Source organism: Bradyrhizobium sp. SRL28 (assembly GCF_018596315.1).
In the GTDB taxonomy this organism is placed as follows: Bacteria; Pseudomonadota; Alphaproteobacteria; order Rhizobiales; family Xanthobacteraceae; genus Bradyrhizobium.
The window spans coordinates 605,470-621,115 of the sequence record NZ_JAHEAG010000002.1; the positions used below are offsets into that span (position 1 = coordinate 605,470).

Annotated in this window: 14 protein-coding genes; 8 read left to right on the forward strand and 6 right to left on the reverse strand. The window is 59.5% G+C overall.

The genetic code is table 11. The annotated features are described in order from the left end of the window. Nucleotides 1-140: 140 nt before the first annotated feature. From KIP88_RS07240 to KIP88_RS07265, 6 genes are read right to left on the reverse strand one after another with little or no spacing between them, the layout of a single operon-like run. A complete protein-coding gene (locus KIP88_RS07240; RefSeq protein ID WP_214487158.1) occupies nt 141-962 on the reverse strand; it encodes a cytochrome c4 in 822 nt (273 codons plus the stop codon). Continuing rightward, a complete protein-coding gene (locus KIP88_RS07245; protein WP_214487159.1) occupies nt 949-2,577 on the reverse strand; it encodes a cbb3-type cytochrome c oxidase subunit I in 1,629 nt (542 codons plus the stop codon). Before KIP88_RS07245 ends, KIP88_RS07240 begins: the two co-directional genes overlap by 14 nt. Further along, nucleotides 2,567-3,115, reverse strand: coding sequence for a cytochrome C oxidase subunit II (locus KIP88_RS07250; RefSeq protein ID WP_214487160.1), 549 nt, complete (start codon nt 3,113-3,115; stop codon nt 2,567-2,569). Before KIP88_RS07250 ends, KIP88_RS07245 begins: the two co-directional genes overlap by 11 nt. Continuing rightward, entirely contained in the window at nt 3,112-3,327 is a 216-nt protein-coding gene (locus KIP88_RS07255; RefSeq protein WP_214487331.1) for a hypothetical protein, read from the reverse strand. Before KIP88_RS07255 ends, KIP88_RS07250 begins: the two co-directional genes overlap by 4 nt. Nucleotides 3,328-3,334: 7 nt before the next feature. Beyond that, nucleotides 3,335-5,566 carry a molybdopterin cofactor-binding domain-containing protein gene (locus KIP88_RS07260; protein ID WP_308163282.1) on the reverse strand — a complete coding sequence of 744 codons (2,232 nt, stop codon included), beginning with the start codon at nt 5,564-5,566 and terminating at the stop codon, nt 3,335-3,337. Further along, a complete protein-coding gene (locus KIP88_RS07265; RefSeq protein WP_214487162.1) occupies nt 5,563-6,033 on the reverse strand; it encodes a (2Fe-2S)-binding protein in 471 nt (156 codons plus the stop codon). Before KIP88_RS07265 ends, KIP88_RS07260 begins: the two co-directional genes overlap by 4 nt. Nucleotides 6,034-6,436: 403 nt before the next feature. On the opposite strand from KIP88_RS07265, the gene KIP88_RS07270 reads away from it, so the two are divergent. From KIP88_RS07270 to KIP88_RS07305, 8 genes are all read left to right on the forward strand, one after another. Beyond that, on the forward strand, nt 6,437-7,819 hold the full coding sequence (locus tag KIP88_RS07270) for an OprD family outer membrane porin (protein WP_214487163.1): 1,383 nt from the start codon (nt 6,437-6,439) through the stop codon (nt 7,817-7,819). Nucleotides 7,820-8,192: 373 nt separating this feature from the next. Beyond that, entirely contained in the window at nt 8,193-9,950 is a 1,758-nt protein-coding gene (locus KIP88_RS07275) for a di-heme-cytochrome C peroxidase (protein WP_214487164.1), read from the forward strand. Between the two features lie 76 nt (nt 9,951-10,026). Beyond that, entirely contained in the window at nt 10,027-10,362 is a 336-nt protein-coding gene (locus KIP88_RS07280) for an EthD family reductase (RefSeq protein ID WP_214487165.1), read from the forward strand. 13 nt (nt 10,363-10,375) lie between these two features. After that, nucleotides 10,376-10,678 carry a c-type cytochrome gene (locus KIP88_RS07285; RefSeq protein ID WP_214487166.1) on the forward strand — a complete coding sequence of 101 codons (303 nt, stop codon included), beginning with the start codon at nt 10,376-10,378 and terminating at the stop codon, nt 10,676-10,678. Nucleotides 10,679-10,883: 205 nt separating this feature from the next. Continuing rightward, nucleotides 10,884-12,638: a di-heme-cytochrome C peroxidase gene (locus tag KIP88_RS07290; protein ID WP_214487167.1), complete on the forward strand. Its 1,755-nt coding sequence runs from the start codon at nt 10,884-10,886 to the stop codon at nt 12,636-12,638. A 61-nt stretch (nt 12,639-12,699) separates the two neighbouring features. Next, nucleotides 12,700-14,202 carry a DUF4331 family protein gene (locus tag KIP88_RS07295; RefSeq protein ID WP_214487168.1) on the forward strand — a complete coding sequence of 501 codons (1,503 nt, stop codon included), beginning with the start codon at nt 12,700-12,702 and terminating at the stop codon, nt 14,200-14,202. A gap of 7 nt (nt 14,203-14,209) precedes the next feature. Beyond that, nucleotides 14,210-15,370 (forward strand): hypothetical protein, encoded by a 1,161-nt coding sequence (locus KIP88_RS07300; protein WP_214487169.1) that lies wholly within the window; start codon nt 14,210-14,212, stop codon nt 15,368-15,370. Continuing rightward, the gene (locus tag KIP88_RS07305) at nt 15,367-15,579 is read left to right on the forward strand and encodes a hypothetical protein (protein ID WP_214487170.1); all 213 of its coding nucleotides are present in this window, start codon (nt 15,367-15,369) and stop codon (nt 15,577-15,579) included. The genes KIP88_RS07300 and KIP88_RS07305 overlap by 4 nt, the downstream gene beginning before the upstream one ends. The last annotated feature ends 67 nt before the right edge of the window (nt 15,580-15,646 follow it).

The window sequence follows — 15,646 nt, forward strand, 5'->3', positions numbered from 1 at the left end:
ATAATCTCAGAACTATTTGCGTGACTATGCAAATTCGGAACGCCCGGCAGCTTTTCGCCAGAGTGTCAAAGCCCGCAAGTCGAACGTCACGCGATCCGACGACAGCGAAGCGAATACTGTTTCGTCAAAAAGCGACTGTTCTAGCGTCCACCAGTGTCGGGAATGCTTGAATAGTGGGCGGCCAACATCGCGATCTCTTCGCTGGTCAACTGACGGGCAACGCTTCGCATCTGCTCACTAATATCGTTGCGTCGAGTCCCATCCTTGAATAGCTGCATTTGCAGCTCGAGATAGGCTCGCTGCTGTCCACGGAGACCGGGAGCTCCGGGCGTGACGCCGGCCGGTCCGTGACATGATGCGCAGGGTGCTATGCCGCGGAGAGGGGCGCCGACGTCAATCAGACGGCGCGCCACCGTACTGGTCGAGCTTTGCGTGCTTAAGGTGTCGCCGGTAGGATTGGGCAGCAAGCCGTAGTGTGCGGCAAGGTCCAGCAAGTTCTGATCCGACAAGGGTGAAACATATACCCCCATTACCGCCGGGTCGCGCTTGCCGCTTTTGTAGTCATCCAACTGTTTGTAGATCGCCGCTGCGCTTTGACCAGCCAGGTTTGGTATGATTGCATCAGCGCTTATCCCCACCACGCCGTGGCAGTTGTTACAGGCCTGGGCGATCGCGGCCCCCGCACTGGCGTCGCCTTGTGCGAGCCGTCGTCGCGTCTCGGTCGTCCATGCGACCTGCGAAGCGGGCTGACCCGCTACTGGCGCCGATACCCGTGCATTGCCACTCGGCAGACCAACGGCGCGGCAAATGGCACTCCACAGGTCGAGCCCATCGGCACCTCGCTGAGCCAAGGGAAGCCAGATGAAGCCAACCACCAGCGCAAGGACAAAGAGCCCCGCGGTGACGCCAATCCAAATGGCGAACCTGGGATCGCGCGGACGTGGCTGATCAACGTCGGTCATTTTGCGATACCGGGAAAGCGGGTACGGCAGATTTGCCGAGAAACGCGAACTGCGCCAGCGGGTAGCCATAGTTGGCGAGGGTCAACGCCAACACAAGCGCCGCCCATATCCCAAAGCTGTTCAGCGATTTCGGAAGCCGGCGGGGCGGGTTGACCGCGAGCGAGAATTTAAGAGGCGAGATGGCGGCCGTCGGTCCCCGATGCGACGCTAGCAGCACGCCGATAAACAAGGCCGCCGAGAAGACGAGAACGAAACCGCCGATCGCCGATACAGTGACCCACACACCCTGCGAAGCCAACGCAGGATTGCTGAAATCGTAGTAAGCCATGCGACGAGGTTGTCCCATGACTCCGACAAGGTGCCACGGGAGGGTAACGAGTAGCATCCCGACAGACCAGGTCCACAATTGAAGCCGAACAAGCTTTGGCGCTGCAAGCGGCCGGCCCGTCAATCGAGGCCAAAGTTCGTATGCTATTGCAAAGTACATGATAACGACGGCGCCACCGTAGATCAGGTGAAAATGGCCGGTAACCCATTGCGTATTGTGGACCGTCGAATTCAGGACGTAGCTCATGTTGATGATCCCGCTCGCGCCGCCAAGTCCGAGCATGACCATTGAAAAACCCGACGCGAGCACGAACGGCCGGTCCCAGGGCAGGGCGGCGATCCAGCCGAACGGGCCTCGACCGCCGCGCAGCCGGCCGGCAATTTCAAGTGAGGCGCAGATCGTGAAAATCGTTAGCAAGGTTGGTACCACGACCATTCCGGTGAACACGGTATGAAGAAACTTGAAGCCCGCGCCGATCTGGGGATCGACAAACAAATGGTGAAGGCCGATAGGCATCGAGAAAATCAGGAGGAGCAGGAAGGCGATCCGCCCCATCTTGTCACTGTATAAGCGGCCGTCGGCGGCCTGCGGCAGCAATACGTAGAACGCGATGTAGGCGGGTATCAGCCAGAAATAGACGATGGCATGAAGCGTCCACGAAAATAGCACCCGGGCAAGCCCGGGATCGATCGTGGAGGTCCATCCGAAGGCGTTCGGCAGGATGAGGAACGCGATCTCCGCGCCCACCCCGAGCGATGTCCATCCCCAAAGTAGCGCGCCGACGGCCGTGGCAAACATCGCGAGAGGGATTGGCAGGACGGGGTGATCGATCTTCCAGCGTCGGACATGCCAGACCATAAGTCCGATCCAGACCCAGGTGCCAACCACCGCGACCAGAATGCCGAGATAATAGTAAGGGCTCCCGAGCAGAGGCGGATAGAAGGTGTAGAGGACATTTGCTTTTCCTGCGGCGACCGTTGCCAGGGCCATGGCGGCCCCCACGATCACCAGCGCAAACGAGATCCAGGCAAGCGACAAGCCGCGCATCGGCCGGCCGAGCGATACCGCGCAAACCGCATAGCCGAATCCCATCGCGATCAGCGTCGGGAAGACATAGGCGAAGGTTGTGCCGTGCGCCGTGACGGCGCGGTAATACAACTCCGGGGCTATCCATTGGTGAAGGGGACTGCGCACCAGCATTTGCCACGCACCAAGCGGAATCGCCACTGCGAAGGTGGCGAACGCGGCCCAGAAATGGGCAAGGACAAGGCGACTGCTACCCTGCACAGGACGCTCTCGGTTGGCTACCGTAGGACTTCGTGAACTCCTGTCGATCGACGACCTTGACATGTGCCCACATGCCGTCGTGACCGACACTGCAATACTCGTGACACGGCATCAAATGAGTTTTCGGTTTTTCGAATCGCGTGCGAATTTCCGCGATGAATCCCGGGACCACCATGCTGTTCACATTTGTATCCATGATGAGAAATCCGTGCACGACGTCGGGACTGGTCACCCGGAAGACGACCGGAGTCTGCGCAGGGACGACCATACAGGAGGGAACAAACGAGTATTGCTGCGCAATAACGCGCACAATCACTGAGCCGTCAGGCTGAACCGCTGTGCCGAGATTCTCCTCCACGAATTCGCCGGCAAGGTGAAGCCGGCTGGCATCGATCGTTTCGACGTTTGATGGAGGTTGGGCGGCCCAATGCACACTGGTGAAGATGATCACCGCGAACATCAAGCCAATAACGGCCGCAACGACGTAAGCCCATCGCCGTTCCGACTCCTCGATCACATCACTCGGGAGGGTGCTCATCCAACATCGCCCCGCGGCACAAAGATGAAGAAATAGAATGCAATCCAGATCGCGAGCAGCGCTGCCACCGAGAGTGCCGCAACTAGAGCGGCGCCGCGGGGTCCCTTGGCTGCTATCGCCAGGACTTCGTTCTCGTTGCCATGGAATGCCACGTTCTCGCGGCTAAAGGCGGCCGAGACGTGGCTTTCCACTCCGCTGTCTGAGGAGGTCATTGGCTCGCTATCCCGGTTTGGAGAGTTTTAATGCCGCCAGTACCTGGGCAGGCCTGAACGGTACGGATCGCACCCACGCACCGGTCGCGTCGTACACTGCATTCGCGATCGCCGAAGGGATGAGGGATGTCGTCGGCTCGCCCACACCCCAGGGAACCTCGTTCGGCCGGTCGATCAGGTCGATGACAACCTCGGGGACATTGGGGAACGTCAGGATCGGGTAGCTTCCCCAGTTGAGGCTGGTGACCGCGCTGCGGCTGAACGTGACCTTCTCGACCACGCTGCGGCTCACCGTTTGCACGACGTTGCCTTCGATCTGATTGTGCAGGCCGTCGGGATTGATGATCTGACCGCAGTCGTGCGCGACGAACACGCGATCGACTTTTACGCGCCCCGTCGTGCGGTCGACGGTCACGTCGGCGACCACCGCCACATACGTCCGTACGCTCTCATATTTCGAGTACGTCACGCCGCGACCGCGCGCGATGGCGCCGGCATCGCGCGGGCGCGACCCGCGCGGTTCCCATTTCGCGAGGGCGCGCAGGCGCTCGAGGACCTCGAGTCCCCGCGAATCCTTGAGATGGCGAACTCGGATCTCGAACGGATCGACACCGGTGGCCGCCGCGATTTCGTCGAGGAAGGTCTCGTTGCCGAACGTATTTTGTGTATTGCCCGGCGCGCGAATCCACGCCGAAGGCAACGGTGTGTCGAGCAGCCAGTGCACCGTCAGCTTGTTGTTCGGCAACGCATAGGGAATGCCGAGTCCCGAGTGGGGAGTGGCCGAACCCGGGAATGGCATCTTCGGCAGCCCGGCGAGCACGGCCGCGAGCAGCGTCACACCCGAGCGCTTGAACGGTTGCTCGGGCATGAACATGTCGGACTCCCAAGCGGTGATCTGGCCCTGGTCATCGATGCTGGCGCGATAGTCGAGCACCACGGGAGGGCCCTTCGGATCCCAACCGTGCTCGTCCTGCCGCATCCATTGCAGTCGCACCGGCTTGCCGATTTCCCTGGCGATCACGGCTGCTTCGGAAGTGCAGTCGTCGGCGCCGTTGCGGCCGTAGCAGCCCGCACCTTCCACGAAGATGCAGCGCACGCTCTCGGGCTTCAAGCTCAGCATCGTCGCGAGCTGCACTTGCAGCAGATGGCTTGCCTGCGAGGGCGTCCATACGGTCAGCCGGCCGTCCTTGAAATCGGCGACTGCGCAGGATGGGCCGATCGATCCGTGGGTCTGCATCGCGAAGTCGTACGTCGCCTGCAGCGTTCGTTTGCCTTGCTTGAAACCGGCGGCCGTGTCGCCAGCCGTTTGCAGCACCTCGTTGCGGTCGACCTTCGAGCTGCGCACGTACTCGTAAAGCTGCGACTCCACGGGTAGTCCTGCCCAGTCCGACCAACTGGCAACGATCGCTTTCGAGGCGGTGATCGCGGCCCATTCGTTGGTTGCCACCACTGCCAGGAGATTACCTTTGCGCACCGCGCGGACGTAGCCCTTGATCTTGCGACACGCGGTGTCGTCGAAGCTTTGGAGCGTCGAGCGAACGCCGGCTGGATGAACTACGCGCGCATGCAGCATGCCGGGCAGTTTGTGGTCCTGCACGAAGTTGAACGTCCCGAAGATTTTGGCGGGAATGTCGCGTCGCGGCACGGAGGTGCCAACGATGGTGTAGTCCTTCGGGTCCTTCAGCGTTGCGGCAGGATCGATTTTCATCGCGAGCTGTTGCTCGCCGACCAGTTGCACATACGAAATCTTGTCACCGCCGGCCCTTGATGTGACCACGCCATCCTGGACCGTCAAAGTGTCCTTCGCCACCTTGAGCTTGTCCGCAGCCCGCTGCAGGAGCGCCTCGCGCGCTGTGGCCGCGGCCCGCCTGATCTGCATGCCACCGTCCTGTATTGACAGGCTGGCATAGGTCGGTCCCTGGTTGGGTGTCAGCTGGGTATCGCCCTGGATCATTGCTACACGATCGAGTGCCACGGACAGCTCTTCCGCGGCGATCTGAGCGATCGCCGTAGTAGCGCCGGTTCCAAGCTCGACCTTTCCCGAATAGATCGTGACCTTGCCGGTTGCGTCGATCGCGATGAAACCGGCGACTTCGTCGATGGCGACGGTCTTGTCGGCCGGCCGCGCGGTTTGAGCGTGGATCGGCCGTGAGGTGAGGGCAAACGTCACCACTAGCGCGCCACCCTGCGCCAGAAGGGCGCGGCGAGAAAGCAGCGTATGGGTGGTCAGCGCTGTCACGCCATCTTCTCCGCGGCACGCATCACGGCGCGCAGGATGCGGACGTGGGTTCCGCATTTGCATAGGTTTCCCGCAAGCGCCTGCCGGACCTGGTCCTCGGTCGGGCGCTTGGTTGTCGCGAGGAAAGCGGCGGCCTGCATGATCATGCCGTTGATGCAGTAGCCGCACTGAGCGGCCTGTTCGTCGATGAATGCTTGCTGCACTGGATGCGGCTTCTCGGCCGTACCGAGACCCTCCAGGGTCACGATTTCGGCGTCGGCCACCGCCGAGACGGGCATCACGCAGCTTCGCAGCGCCTCGCCGTAATAGTGCACCGTGCAGGCGCCGCATTGAGCCAACCCGCATCCGAAGTGCATGCCGCGCAAGCCGAGCTGGTCGCGCAGTGCGTACAGCAACGGCATGCTGGGATCGTCAGCCTTCAGGACGACGGCCTTGCCGTTGACGGTCAGCTTGATCGTTGTGGTCATCGTGCACTCGATTGAAAATGAGGCACCCGTGATGCGCGCTGGTTCAACTATCGCGCATCTTCGGCCTTACTGGTCATGCGCAGATTGGTTGAATACTTCCGCGACCGCTATGCAATTTCGGCCCATTTCTGATGGGTATTGCCACTTCCATTCAGCTGCGGATAGGTCTTGGTGGAGGGTTGGGGGCGTGAGGCTGCGGAGCCCCGGGTCTGCCCGCGGAGGCGAGGGCAGGCTTCTACTGCTCACGTGCGAGTTTCCGGCGATGACCTGGAAACAGTTTTCCTGTATAACTGGCAATGATCCGACGAGTTGAACGAGGCTGAAGTAGTCCGACAGCTATCTAGGGGACTGCGCTTCTATGCGATCATTCTGGCCGAAGCGAGATCATCGAAGTCGCATTTCCATGCGGCTTCTTGCTGCCGGCTTGATTGCAATCTGGGTCGGATCGGTCGGCGGTGTCACGCCTTCTCAGGCTCAATCTCAGTTTCAGCAACTCCTGCCGGATTCACAAAAGGAGGTCGCAGATCAGGATCGTTTTTTCTGGACCGTAAGGAAAATTCCGCCCCAGCCTTATATGAACGAGGTCTATTGGCCGCGATCTTCTGCCGAGACACCGGCGTTCTTTCGCGATTCCCTCGTACAATTCGTGGCCCGAACGTATGATTTGACGCGCGGCAATCTTGATGGATCGAAGTCGCAAGCCTGGGCAGGGGGTGGCTGGTTGGCATTTCGGTCGGGGCTTATCGGTGACGTGTTCGGGGTTCACGCGGCCGTCTATACCTCGCAACCGATTTTCGCTCCTTCGGATCAGGGCGGCACGCTGCTGTTGGCCCCACCGCAAAATTCGATCGGCGTGCTTGGGCAGGTCTACGGCCGGCTGCAATTCGGGGACCAGGAATTCCGCGGCGGGCGTCAATTGGTGGACACGCCTCTTATCAATGCACAAGACAACCGAATGGTACCAAACACGTTTGAAGCAGCCAGCATCGTCTCGCTTCCGGACAACGAGCGAAAATACGACTATGCGGTAGGTTACCTCTGGAACGTAAAACAGCGGGACTCGAACGACTTCATTCCTATGTCCGCGGCATTGGCAAGCGATGCAGTCAACCGCGGCGCGCCTTTCGGAATGGTCAGATACCGGCCGACTGCTGAGCTCTCGCTCGTCGCGATGGACTACAACATCCAGGACTTTATCAACGCGGGCTTCGCCCAGATAGAGTACGACTTCAAGCAGCCAGCCTGGAAACCCAATTGGATGGTCGGCGCAAACGTTATCGATCAGCGAAGCGTTGGAGCCAATCTGCTCACGGGCAGTCCTTTCCAGACCTATCAAGCGTCTGCGAAGGCGCAGATGCTTTATGCGGGATGGACTTTATTCTTGGCCGGTTCGATGACCGGCCCGGGATCCAGCCTATATACCCCGTTCGGTGGAAATCCCAATTACACGGGCATGCAGCAGCTGTTGTTCGACAACGCAAATGAAAAGGCCTTCGGCGGCAGCATAGCGTATGACTTCGGATCGATTGGCCTTTCCGGCCTCAGCGCCGGAGTGTGGTACACGCGGGGCTGGGGTGCCATCAACAGCAGCACCAATGCGGCGATTCCCGATCAGCGCGAGCTGGACCTCTGGATACAATATCGTCCGACGGAAGGCCCGCTGAAGGGCTTTCGCCTAAAGACGACATACGGAACTGTCTGGCAACAAGGCAATGCCCGCAATTCTCAACCGGAACTCCAGGTCGTGGTCGACTACACCGTGCTAATTCGCCCGCCCCCACAATAAAATAGGTCTGCATGGGCCAGGGGGATGGGGCCGTATCCCGCGCTGGCAAGGTAAACCGGCAGCCGCGTTGGCCAAGGCTCTACAGGATTTCAAATCTGGCAGGGTCAATTCCGTGATGCACGGGCTGACGGCTTCGCCCAGCGACCAGGATTGAGAACCTGGCGGCCTACTATGCGTCGCTCAAGTGACGCTGGTTGATCGCAAAGGATCCGCGGCTCAATTGGGTGATACGTCCAAGGTGCCGAAATTGCATAGTCACTTTGCAGCATTTGCCTCAGTATTTGAACTTCTGAGTCCCTGATCTCTTGGTCGGTCAAATCTCTGCCGGATCAGTGGAATTTTTGCGCGTCAATCAAGAACGCGGAGCGCTGCGATGAAAATGGCAATGCGAAAACTGAGTATCGCGTCATTTCTCGCGATATCTGCCGTCGCTCCGGCAGGCGCCCAGCAGGCTCCAGCTGAGCCCGCTATCTTTCTCAATCAAGCATGGTCGCAAGAAGATTGGGAATGGTATTCCAATTTCTCGCAGGGCTCCACGGTCCTCCCCTATGACATCTTCATGAATTTGGAAGTTGCCGGCGGCCAGGAGCTGTTCCGGTCTGACGCTAACAGCGAGCGCTACGGCCTCATTACCCAGAAGGCAAATCCGAAGTTCAACCCGGAAGGTTTTCCGGCTGGTCTCAGTAAAACTGCGTTGGGCGCTACCCGATGGCCAGGCGGCGAGAGCGGTGATCATGTTGGCCTGACATGTGCGGCCTGTCATGAGGGGCAGCTCAATTACAAGGGCAAGCGCATTCGCATTCAGGGCGGCGTCGGCAACACTTTCGACATCCAGGCCTATCTGGGCGCGCTCGACGAGGCGATGCAGGCGACGCTGTCTGACGCGGCGAAATTCGATCGGCTTGCGATGCGGATCGGGGCGTCGACGCCCGATGCCAAAAAATCGCTACGCCTCCGTTTTGAAGGTCAAGCCGAGAAAGTAAATGCTTACCGCACCAGGACTTTGGTCACACCCTTCCCCTGGGGCCCAGCCCGGATGGACGCCATCGGACTGATCGTGAATCGCTTGCTGACCGTGCAGCCCGATTTGCCCGAGAATTGGTCGACGCCTCTCGCTCCTACCAAACCTCCCTTCCTGTGGAACGCTCCGCAGGGGTTGTGGACGCAATGGCGTGGCGTGAAACAGGATCCGATTTCCCGGAATCTGACCGAGACCATGGGCGTCTACATGGACATCAATTTGCGGGCGAAATCGCCGGCCCAGGGATTATTCCATTCGAATGCAAACATCGCCGACCTCCAGCGGGTCGAGAATCAACTGGGGCGTTTGGCCCCTCCGCAATGGCCGGAAGAGTTGTTCGGCAAGATCGACCGGGAAAAAGCCAAGGCGGGAAAAGCGCTGTTCATTACCCATTGTGCAAGCTGCCACAATGCATGGCCTTACACCTGGTCCGAGCCCAATAAATACGGCAAACGGTTCGTTCTGGTTGGGTTGACGCCGCAATCCTACGTGGGCACGGATCCCGGGCAATTCCGCGATCTGCGGCCGTTCGCGCTCACGGGTCAATTGAAAGAGCATCTGCCGGGGGAACTGCGCGGCAAGGACCTCGTACCGACGGGCGCCCTCTATGTCGGCGTTTCAGATACGATACTTGAAACCGCGATTTCGGGACTGAAGATGAGCGATGAGGAGAAGCTGAATCTCCATGGCTATCGGGAGTACCCGCTGCCAAAACCCGCGGAGGGGGTCTACAAGGCCGCGCCGCGCGACGGCGTCTGGGCTACGCCGCCCTTCCTGCACAACGGCTCGGTTCCCAACCTTTATGAAATGCTCGTGCCCGCCAAAGAGCGCACCAAGAAATTCTACATCGGAAGAGAATTCGATCCTGTGAAGGTTGGACTCGACACCAGCGGCGCCTCCGGAAAGTACCTGCTGGATACCGAGTTGCTTGGAAACTCGAACGCTGGTCACTCCTTTGAGGACAGCCCACGCGGCCATGGCGTGATCGGACCATTGCTGGCGGACAACGAACGCTGGGCGCTTGTCGAGTATCTGAAATCCATTCCCGAGGAAGCCGGGCGAGTTACGCCGTTCGGAGGCCCGCCCGCAAGGCAGCTCCCGCAAAAATAGCCGACACGGGCTATTGAGGCTGGCTGTCCAGACTGTTGATACACTGTCGAACCGTCAATGAATGGAGACAGCGCTAATGCACAGGCTATTAGTCCTCTACAATGAGCCGAAGGACCCGGCACATTTCAGGAAGCATTATGTTGAGACGCACGTGCCGCTGGCGCGTAAGCTTTCGGGCGCCAAGGCAATCAGCTATTCGTTCGACGTGAAGCCCCTGGATGCGGGAAAGCCACCATACTTCTGCGTCTTCGAAGCTGATTTCGAGAATGAGGCGTCTCTGATGAGCGCATTGGGGTCTAAGGAAGGTCAGGCCGTTGCCGGCGACGTGTCAAATTTCGCTTCCGGCGGCGTTACCATGGTGCATTTCGCGGTCGGTGACGCACTGGATTGGCATCGATTAGAATCAACTTGAAGAGGTGACAGAGATGGCCCCCAGGTTCATTGCAATAATTATCATTGCATCGTTCGGGGTTGCCGGCGTCGCCCAAGCCGCGGGGAACGTGGCGGCAGGAAAAACCAAAGCCTTCGAATGCGGAGGATGCCACGGCGATGTGGGGCAGGGGATGGGCGCCTATCCCGCGCTGGCAGGCAAGCCGGCAGCCGCCTTGGTCAAGGCGCTGCAGGATTTCAAAACTGGCACCAAGCCATCCCTGATGCACGGGCTCGCGGCTTCGCTTAGCCCCCAGGATATCCAGGACCTGGCGGCCTATTACGCGTCGCTCAAGTGACGTTCGGTCTGTGCCACGTCAGTCCGGGTACGAGGGCTGGCCTGAAGGGTCGAGATACGGACACGAGCCTCTGGGTGCCGAAATTGCATAGCCTCTCTACAAGGGTTGCATCAGTATCAAAGGGCTTCTGGGTCCGTGATCCCCTGCCGCGCAAATTCCTGCCGGGCCGGGGATATCGCGTCAATGCTGAATGCGGAGCGCTGCAATGAAAAAGGCAATACGAAAATTGGGCATTGCGTCGTTGCTGGCGCTGTCTGCTGTCGTCCCCGCAACCGCGCAACAGGCGCCGACGGCGGACTCGGTCATCCTGCTCGACCAGGCATGGTCCAAAGAGGACCGGGAATGGTATTACAGTTTCTCGCAAGGTTCGGCGATGGTCTCATATGACCTTTTTCTGAACATGGAAACCGCAGACAGCCGAGAGCTTTTTCGCAATGGCCTGACCGGCCCGGCCTACGGCTTCGTCCCCGGTGCGGTTAGCCCATTTAATCCGGATGGTTTGCCGATCGGTGTCACCAAAACCAATGTTGCGACGGCAATCAAAGGCTGGCCGGCCGGCGACTATGCCGGCGTCAATTGCGCGGCCTGCCACGAAGGGCACCTTAAGTACAAGGGCAAGCTCATTCGGATCGAAGGCGGCATCTCGAACACCATAAATTTCCAGGGCATGATCATAGCCATCGACAAGGTGCTGCTCGCGCATCTGGCCGACGCTGCAAAATTCGATCGACTGGCGGCGCGGATCGGAGCATCGACCCCGGACGCGAAGGACAAGCTGCGCAAGCGAATTGAGAGTGAGCGCGTTCGGATAAACGAATATGCCACTCGGACTTCGATCACTGAGCATCCGTGGGGCCCCGGGCGGGTGGACGCCTTCTCAATGATAGCCGATCGCATGACGGCTGTGCTGCCGGGTATACCCGAGAACTGGGTGATGGGAATTGCCCCGGTCAAACCTCCGTTCCTGTGGAATGCGCCCCAGGGATTGTGGACGCAGTGGGCGGCATTGATTCAGAATCCAATTAACCGCAACTATGGCGAGACGGGGGGCGTCTTCCTGCCCATCGATCTCAGCTCCAAATCTCCCGCCGAGGGACTCTTTCAGTCTAACGGAGCCATACTTGAGCTTCAACGGGTCGAGAGCCAATTGTCACGCCTGGCGCCGCCCAGTTGGCCGGAGGATGTGCTCGGCAAAATCGACCGTGACAAAGCGAAGGCGGGCAAGGCATTGTTTGTCGAGCATTGCGCAAGTTGCCACAATGTCTGGCCTTATCGCTGGACCGAACCCAACAAATACGGGAAACGATTTGTCCTCGTAGGACTAGTACCCCAGACATACGTAGGCACCGACAAGGCGCAGATGGAGGCGCTCAGGCCATTGGCGATTACCGGCGAACTGAGCAAATTCCTACCCGGTGAGTTCCGCGATAAACCGCTTTTGCCGCAACTCCTGTTCAACGCACTCGCTCTTGACGTGGCGAGGGAAGTGGCGATTCGGAAACTCAATCTTACCGACGCCCAGCTGGTGGAGTTGAATGGCTATCGGGAATTTCCTGGACCGCGCCCGCCGGAACACGTCTATAAGGCGGCTCCGCGTGACGGAGTCTGGGCCACGCCGCCGTTCCTGCACAACGGGTCGGTCCCCAATCTCTATGAGATGCTGATACCGGCGGCAGAACGCACGAAGAAGTTCTACCTCGGCGGCGACTTCGATCCGGTCAAGGTGGGATTTGACGCGACCGCGACGTCGGGGACCTTCCTCATGGACACAACGCTATTGGGCAATTCGAACGCTGGTCACTCCTTCCAGGATGGCCCACGCGGCAACGGCGTTGTGGGTCCCTTGCTTCGGGACGAACAGCGTTGGGCGCTGGTAGAGTATCTGAAATCCATTCCGGAGACACCCGGGCGCGTCACGCCGTTCGGAGGTCCGCCGGAAGGTCAGTTGCCCCAGAAATAGCCGACACTTATTGAGAGCCGGCTATCGATGCGCAGTAGAACCGCACAAATGGAGTACAGCTATGTCCGATCATATCGACGGGCCGAGACAGATCGGTGACCCCTCGGCTGACCTGACGGATCTGTTCGCATTCACGAGCCCGGAAAATCCCTCGCGTACAGTGCTGGCAGCAAACGTATTTCCGACGTGCGGGGTCGATGCCATCTTCTCGAACGCGATCAATCATTCGATCGCCGTTCGTCGGGCGAAAGTAGCTGGCGTCGGCGACGCCACCAAATTCGAGACAGCCGACCCGGAAATACGCTTCAGTTGCCGGTTCGACGGCCTTGAGCGCGGCGCCGCCGACCGCAAGCCTGTCCAGCGCGGCACCTGCACGATGCCGGACGGTCAGACGCTTCGTTTTCTTGTCGGTGACGAAAAAGGGGCATCCACGCCCGACGGAATCTTCCGCGTGTACGCGGGGATGCGTTCGGATCCGTTCATCCTCGCCTGGCTCAATGAAGGAGGGGTCATGCGGAAATTTCAAAATCTGCTCTTCAACGACAATGTGCTTAGCATCGTCGTCGAATTCGATACGGCGCGGGTGCTCAATCCCGACAGGGGTTCACTGTTCGGAGTGATCGCCGAAACGTTGCCAATTCCTCGTGCCGGGGCCTTCGTCGGACATCCACCAACACGGATGGATTGGGTTGGCCGTCCCGAACAGACCAATGTTCGACTTAACAATTCCGGATTGAAGGGCGTCGACGATATCCGCGACCTCTGGAATCAGCAGGCGCCGTTTTCAATAGATGAAAAGCTTCGACCGGTCTTTCTTCAGCGTCTGAAGGATAGTTTGGCCAACTACGATATGCGGGACAGCAAACAGGATTGGACGCCGTCCGCGCTGGCCGCAAACGCAAACATGTTTGTCGACGATTTTCTGCTGTTCGACGTCGCAAAACCGATTACTGACACCAGCCATCTGGAAATTGAAAAGAGCACCCTTAACGGAAAAGCCTATCAGACCGGCGGCGGCCGTACGGTTGATGCCGATGTCATCGATGTACTGTTCACGTGGATCGTGAATCGGGATCGCGAATTCCTGGAAGGTGGGACAACGAAAGCAACAAAGCCGGGAACCAGGAACTTCCCATACTTTGCCACGCCGAATATGGACCTGCAGACCGTGGCGGAGACGGTCGATGTGACCGCTACGCCCGACAAGGTATGGGAGCTAATAGGCCAATTTGGCGCCGCCTATTGGCATCCTCTGATTGCGGAGATTCGCTTGACCGGAACCGGCCCGGGTCAGTTGCGGACGATTGAAACGATCGACGGCAAGCAGATCATCGAACGTCTTGAGGCCGTCGATAATTTAGGCCGGTTCTATCGCTATGCCAATGTCGCGGGTTTGCCGGTGGCAAACTACACGGGAATGCTGTCGGTCAAGCCCAATGGTGCCGGCAGTTCGGTGGAATGGCGCGCGCAATTCCTTCCGAACGGCCCGGGCACGCTTATCGCCAAGACGATTGTCTCAACGCTGTTTAAGACTGGGCTCGACAGCCTCAAGTCGCGTTTCTGAGGTGACCATGACCGAAGCCGCACTTCTCGATAGCGAATGTTTTCAGACGACCGATGGCGAGATCGCCATTGTTAACCTGAACAGCGCGCGCCTGCGGTCCTGGGGCCGGTTCTATCAGGATCCGCAACGCCCCGGCGCTGCGGAAACCGTGCTTGAGCACGAGCAACTGACCGCGCAATTTGCGGGCGATCTGTCCGCGATCGGTCGTATGGAAGCATTTGGCGAACAACTCGGCCGACTGGACGCGGCCTCGGCGCGTACGATGGTGATCAAGGCGCAAATCGCCTCGGCGCTGCATCGCTTTTCAGACGCCAGGCACTATCTCGCACAAGCAAGTCTTGGCGGAGCGCCACCGGAAGACATAAAGCGCGTTTTGTTGAACGTCGATCAGGCGTGCGGCTCGCATCTGGAGGAGGTGCTGGATGAGCGTCGCAGGATCGTTGCAAAATCCGGTCGGTTTGAAGATCGTGTCGCGCTCGGCGCCCTGTTGGCAGATGTGGGCGAATTCAACGACGCCGACGAAACCTATCGACGAGCCTTGCGGGAATATCGGGATGTTTCGCCTTTCCCGGTGGCCTGGGTATGTTTTCAGTTAGGCATGCTTTGGGGCGAACTCGTTCCGGAACCAGAATTGGCGCGCGCCGAGCATTGGTATCGCAAGGCAATTGTCAGTTTGCCTTGTTATGTAAGAGCGCGCGTGCACCTGGCGGAAATCTGTTCGGCCACCGGTCGGGCAAGCGAAGCAGCGGCGACGCTCAGGCCGGCGCTCGCCAGCGGCGATCCGGAGGTCTTGTGGAGGCTGGCAGACGTGCTTCATTCCGAGGGTAGCGTTGGCGAGGCAGCTTCACATCTGGAAGCCGCGCGTGCCAGATTCGAGGCACTCCTGGACAAGCACTTGCTGGCATTCGCCGATCATGGCGCGGAGTTCTACATCGGCAGTGGAGGCGACCCGTCACGGGCGCTGGAGCTCGCGCAGATAAATCTCAGGAATCGCCCGACGCTGCGTGCTTTCGAGCAGACCTATACGATCGCCCTCGAAGCAGGCGAGGCCGATGCGGCCAACGAAATTTCCGCGAAGGCAGTCAAGCGCTGGGGAAATACGTCCGCGTACCAATTGTCGTCATTTGTGCAAGGCCCACTGGAAGCTGCTGAAGGATCCGCCGCATGATCGTCGATCGTCGGGTTTTCGTCGCCGGCGCAGCCGTTGCTGCGGTTGCGCCCGCTTTTCGGATGTTGCCGGCAAAGGCTGCCGTGCCGGAAACGGCCGCGATCCAGCAACCTGCCTTCATGATCAGCGGCTGGAGCGCAGAAGATGGCAGCGTCGATAACCAGGTCTGGCTGAGGGTCGGTCTCGGGTGGAGAACTGCCTGGCGGTAGGCTGGCCAGCCGGAGTCACCGAGCCTGAGGCGCCGCTGCCGGGTTGGGGCGCATTCTACTTTGCATG

What these genes read in the sequence shown, in the direction of transcription:
- KIP88_RS07305 (WP_214487170.1), top strand. Translation starts at nt 15,367, where the DNA reads ATGATCGTCGATCGTCGGGTTTTCGTCGCCGGCGCAGCCGTTGCTGCG.
- KIP88_RS07270 (WP_214487163.1), top strand. Translation starts at nt 6,437, where the DNA reads ATGCGGCTTCTTGCTGCCGGCTTGATTGCAATCTGGGTCGGATCGGTC.
- KIP88_RS07240 (WP_214487158.1), bottom strand. Translation starts at nt 962, where the DNA reads ATGACCGACGTTGATCAGCCACGTCCGCGCGATCCCAGGTTCGCCATT.
- KIP88_RS07280 (WP_214487165.1), top strand. Translation starts at nt 10,027, where the DNA reads ATGCACAGGCTATTAGTCCTCTACAATGAGCCGAAGGACCCGGCACAT.
- KIP88_RS07255 (WP_214487331.1), bottom strand. Translation starts at nt 3,327, where the DNA reads ATGACCTCCTCAGACAGCGGAGTGGAAAGCCACGTCTCGGCCGCCTTT.
- KIP88_RS07290 (WP_214487167.1), top strand. Translation starts at nt 10,884, where the DNA reads ATGAAAAAGGCAATACGAAAATTGGGCATTGCGTCGTTGCTGGCGCTG.
- KIP88_RS07285 (WP_214487166.1), top strand. Translation starts at nt 10,376, where the DNA reads ATGGCCCCCAGGTTCATTGCAATAATTATCATTGCATCGTTCGGGGTT.
- KIP88_RS07275 (WP_214487164.1), top strand. Translation starts at nt 8,193, where the DNA reads ATGAAAATGGCAATGCGAAAACTGAGTATCGCGTCATTTCTCGCGATA.
- KIP88_RS07265 (WP_214487162.1), bottom strand. Translation starts at nt 6,033, where the DNA reads ATGACCACAACGATCAAGCTGACCGTCAACGGCAAGGCCGTCGTCCTG.
- KIP88_RS07250 (WP_214487160.1), bottom strand. Translation starts at nt 3,115, where the DNA reads ATGAGCACCCTCCCGAGTGATGTGATCGAGGAGTCGGAACGGCGATGG.
- KIP88_RS07300 (WP_214487169.1), top strand. Translation starts at nt 14,210, where the DNA reads ATGACCGAAGCCGCACTTCTCGATAGCGAATGTTTTCAGACGACCGAT.
- KIP88_RS07295 (WP_214487168.1), top strand. Translation starts at nt 12,700, where the DNA reads ATGTCCGATCATATCGACGGGCCGAGACAGATCGGTGACCCCTCGGCT.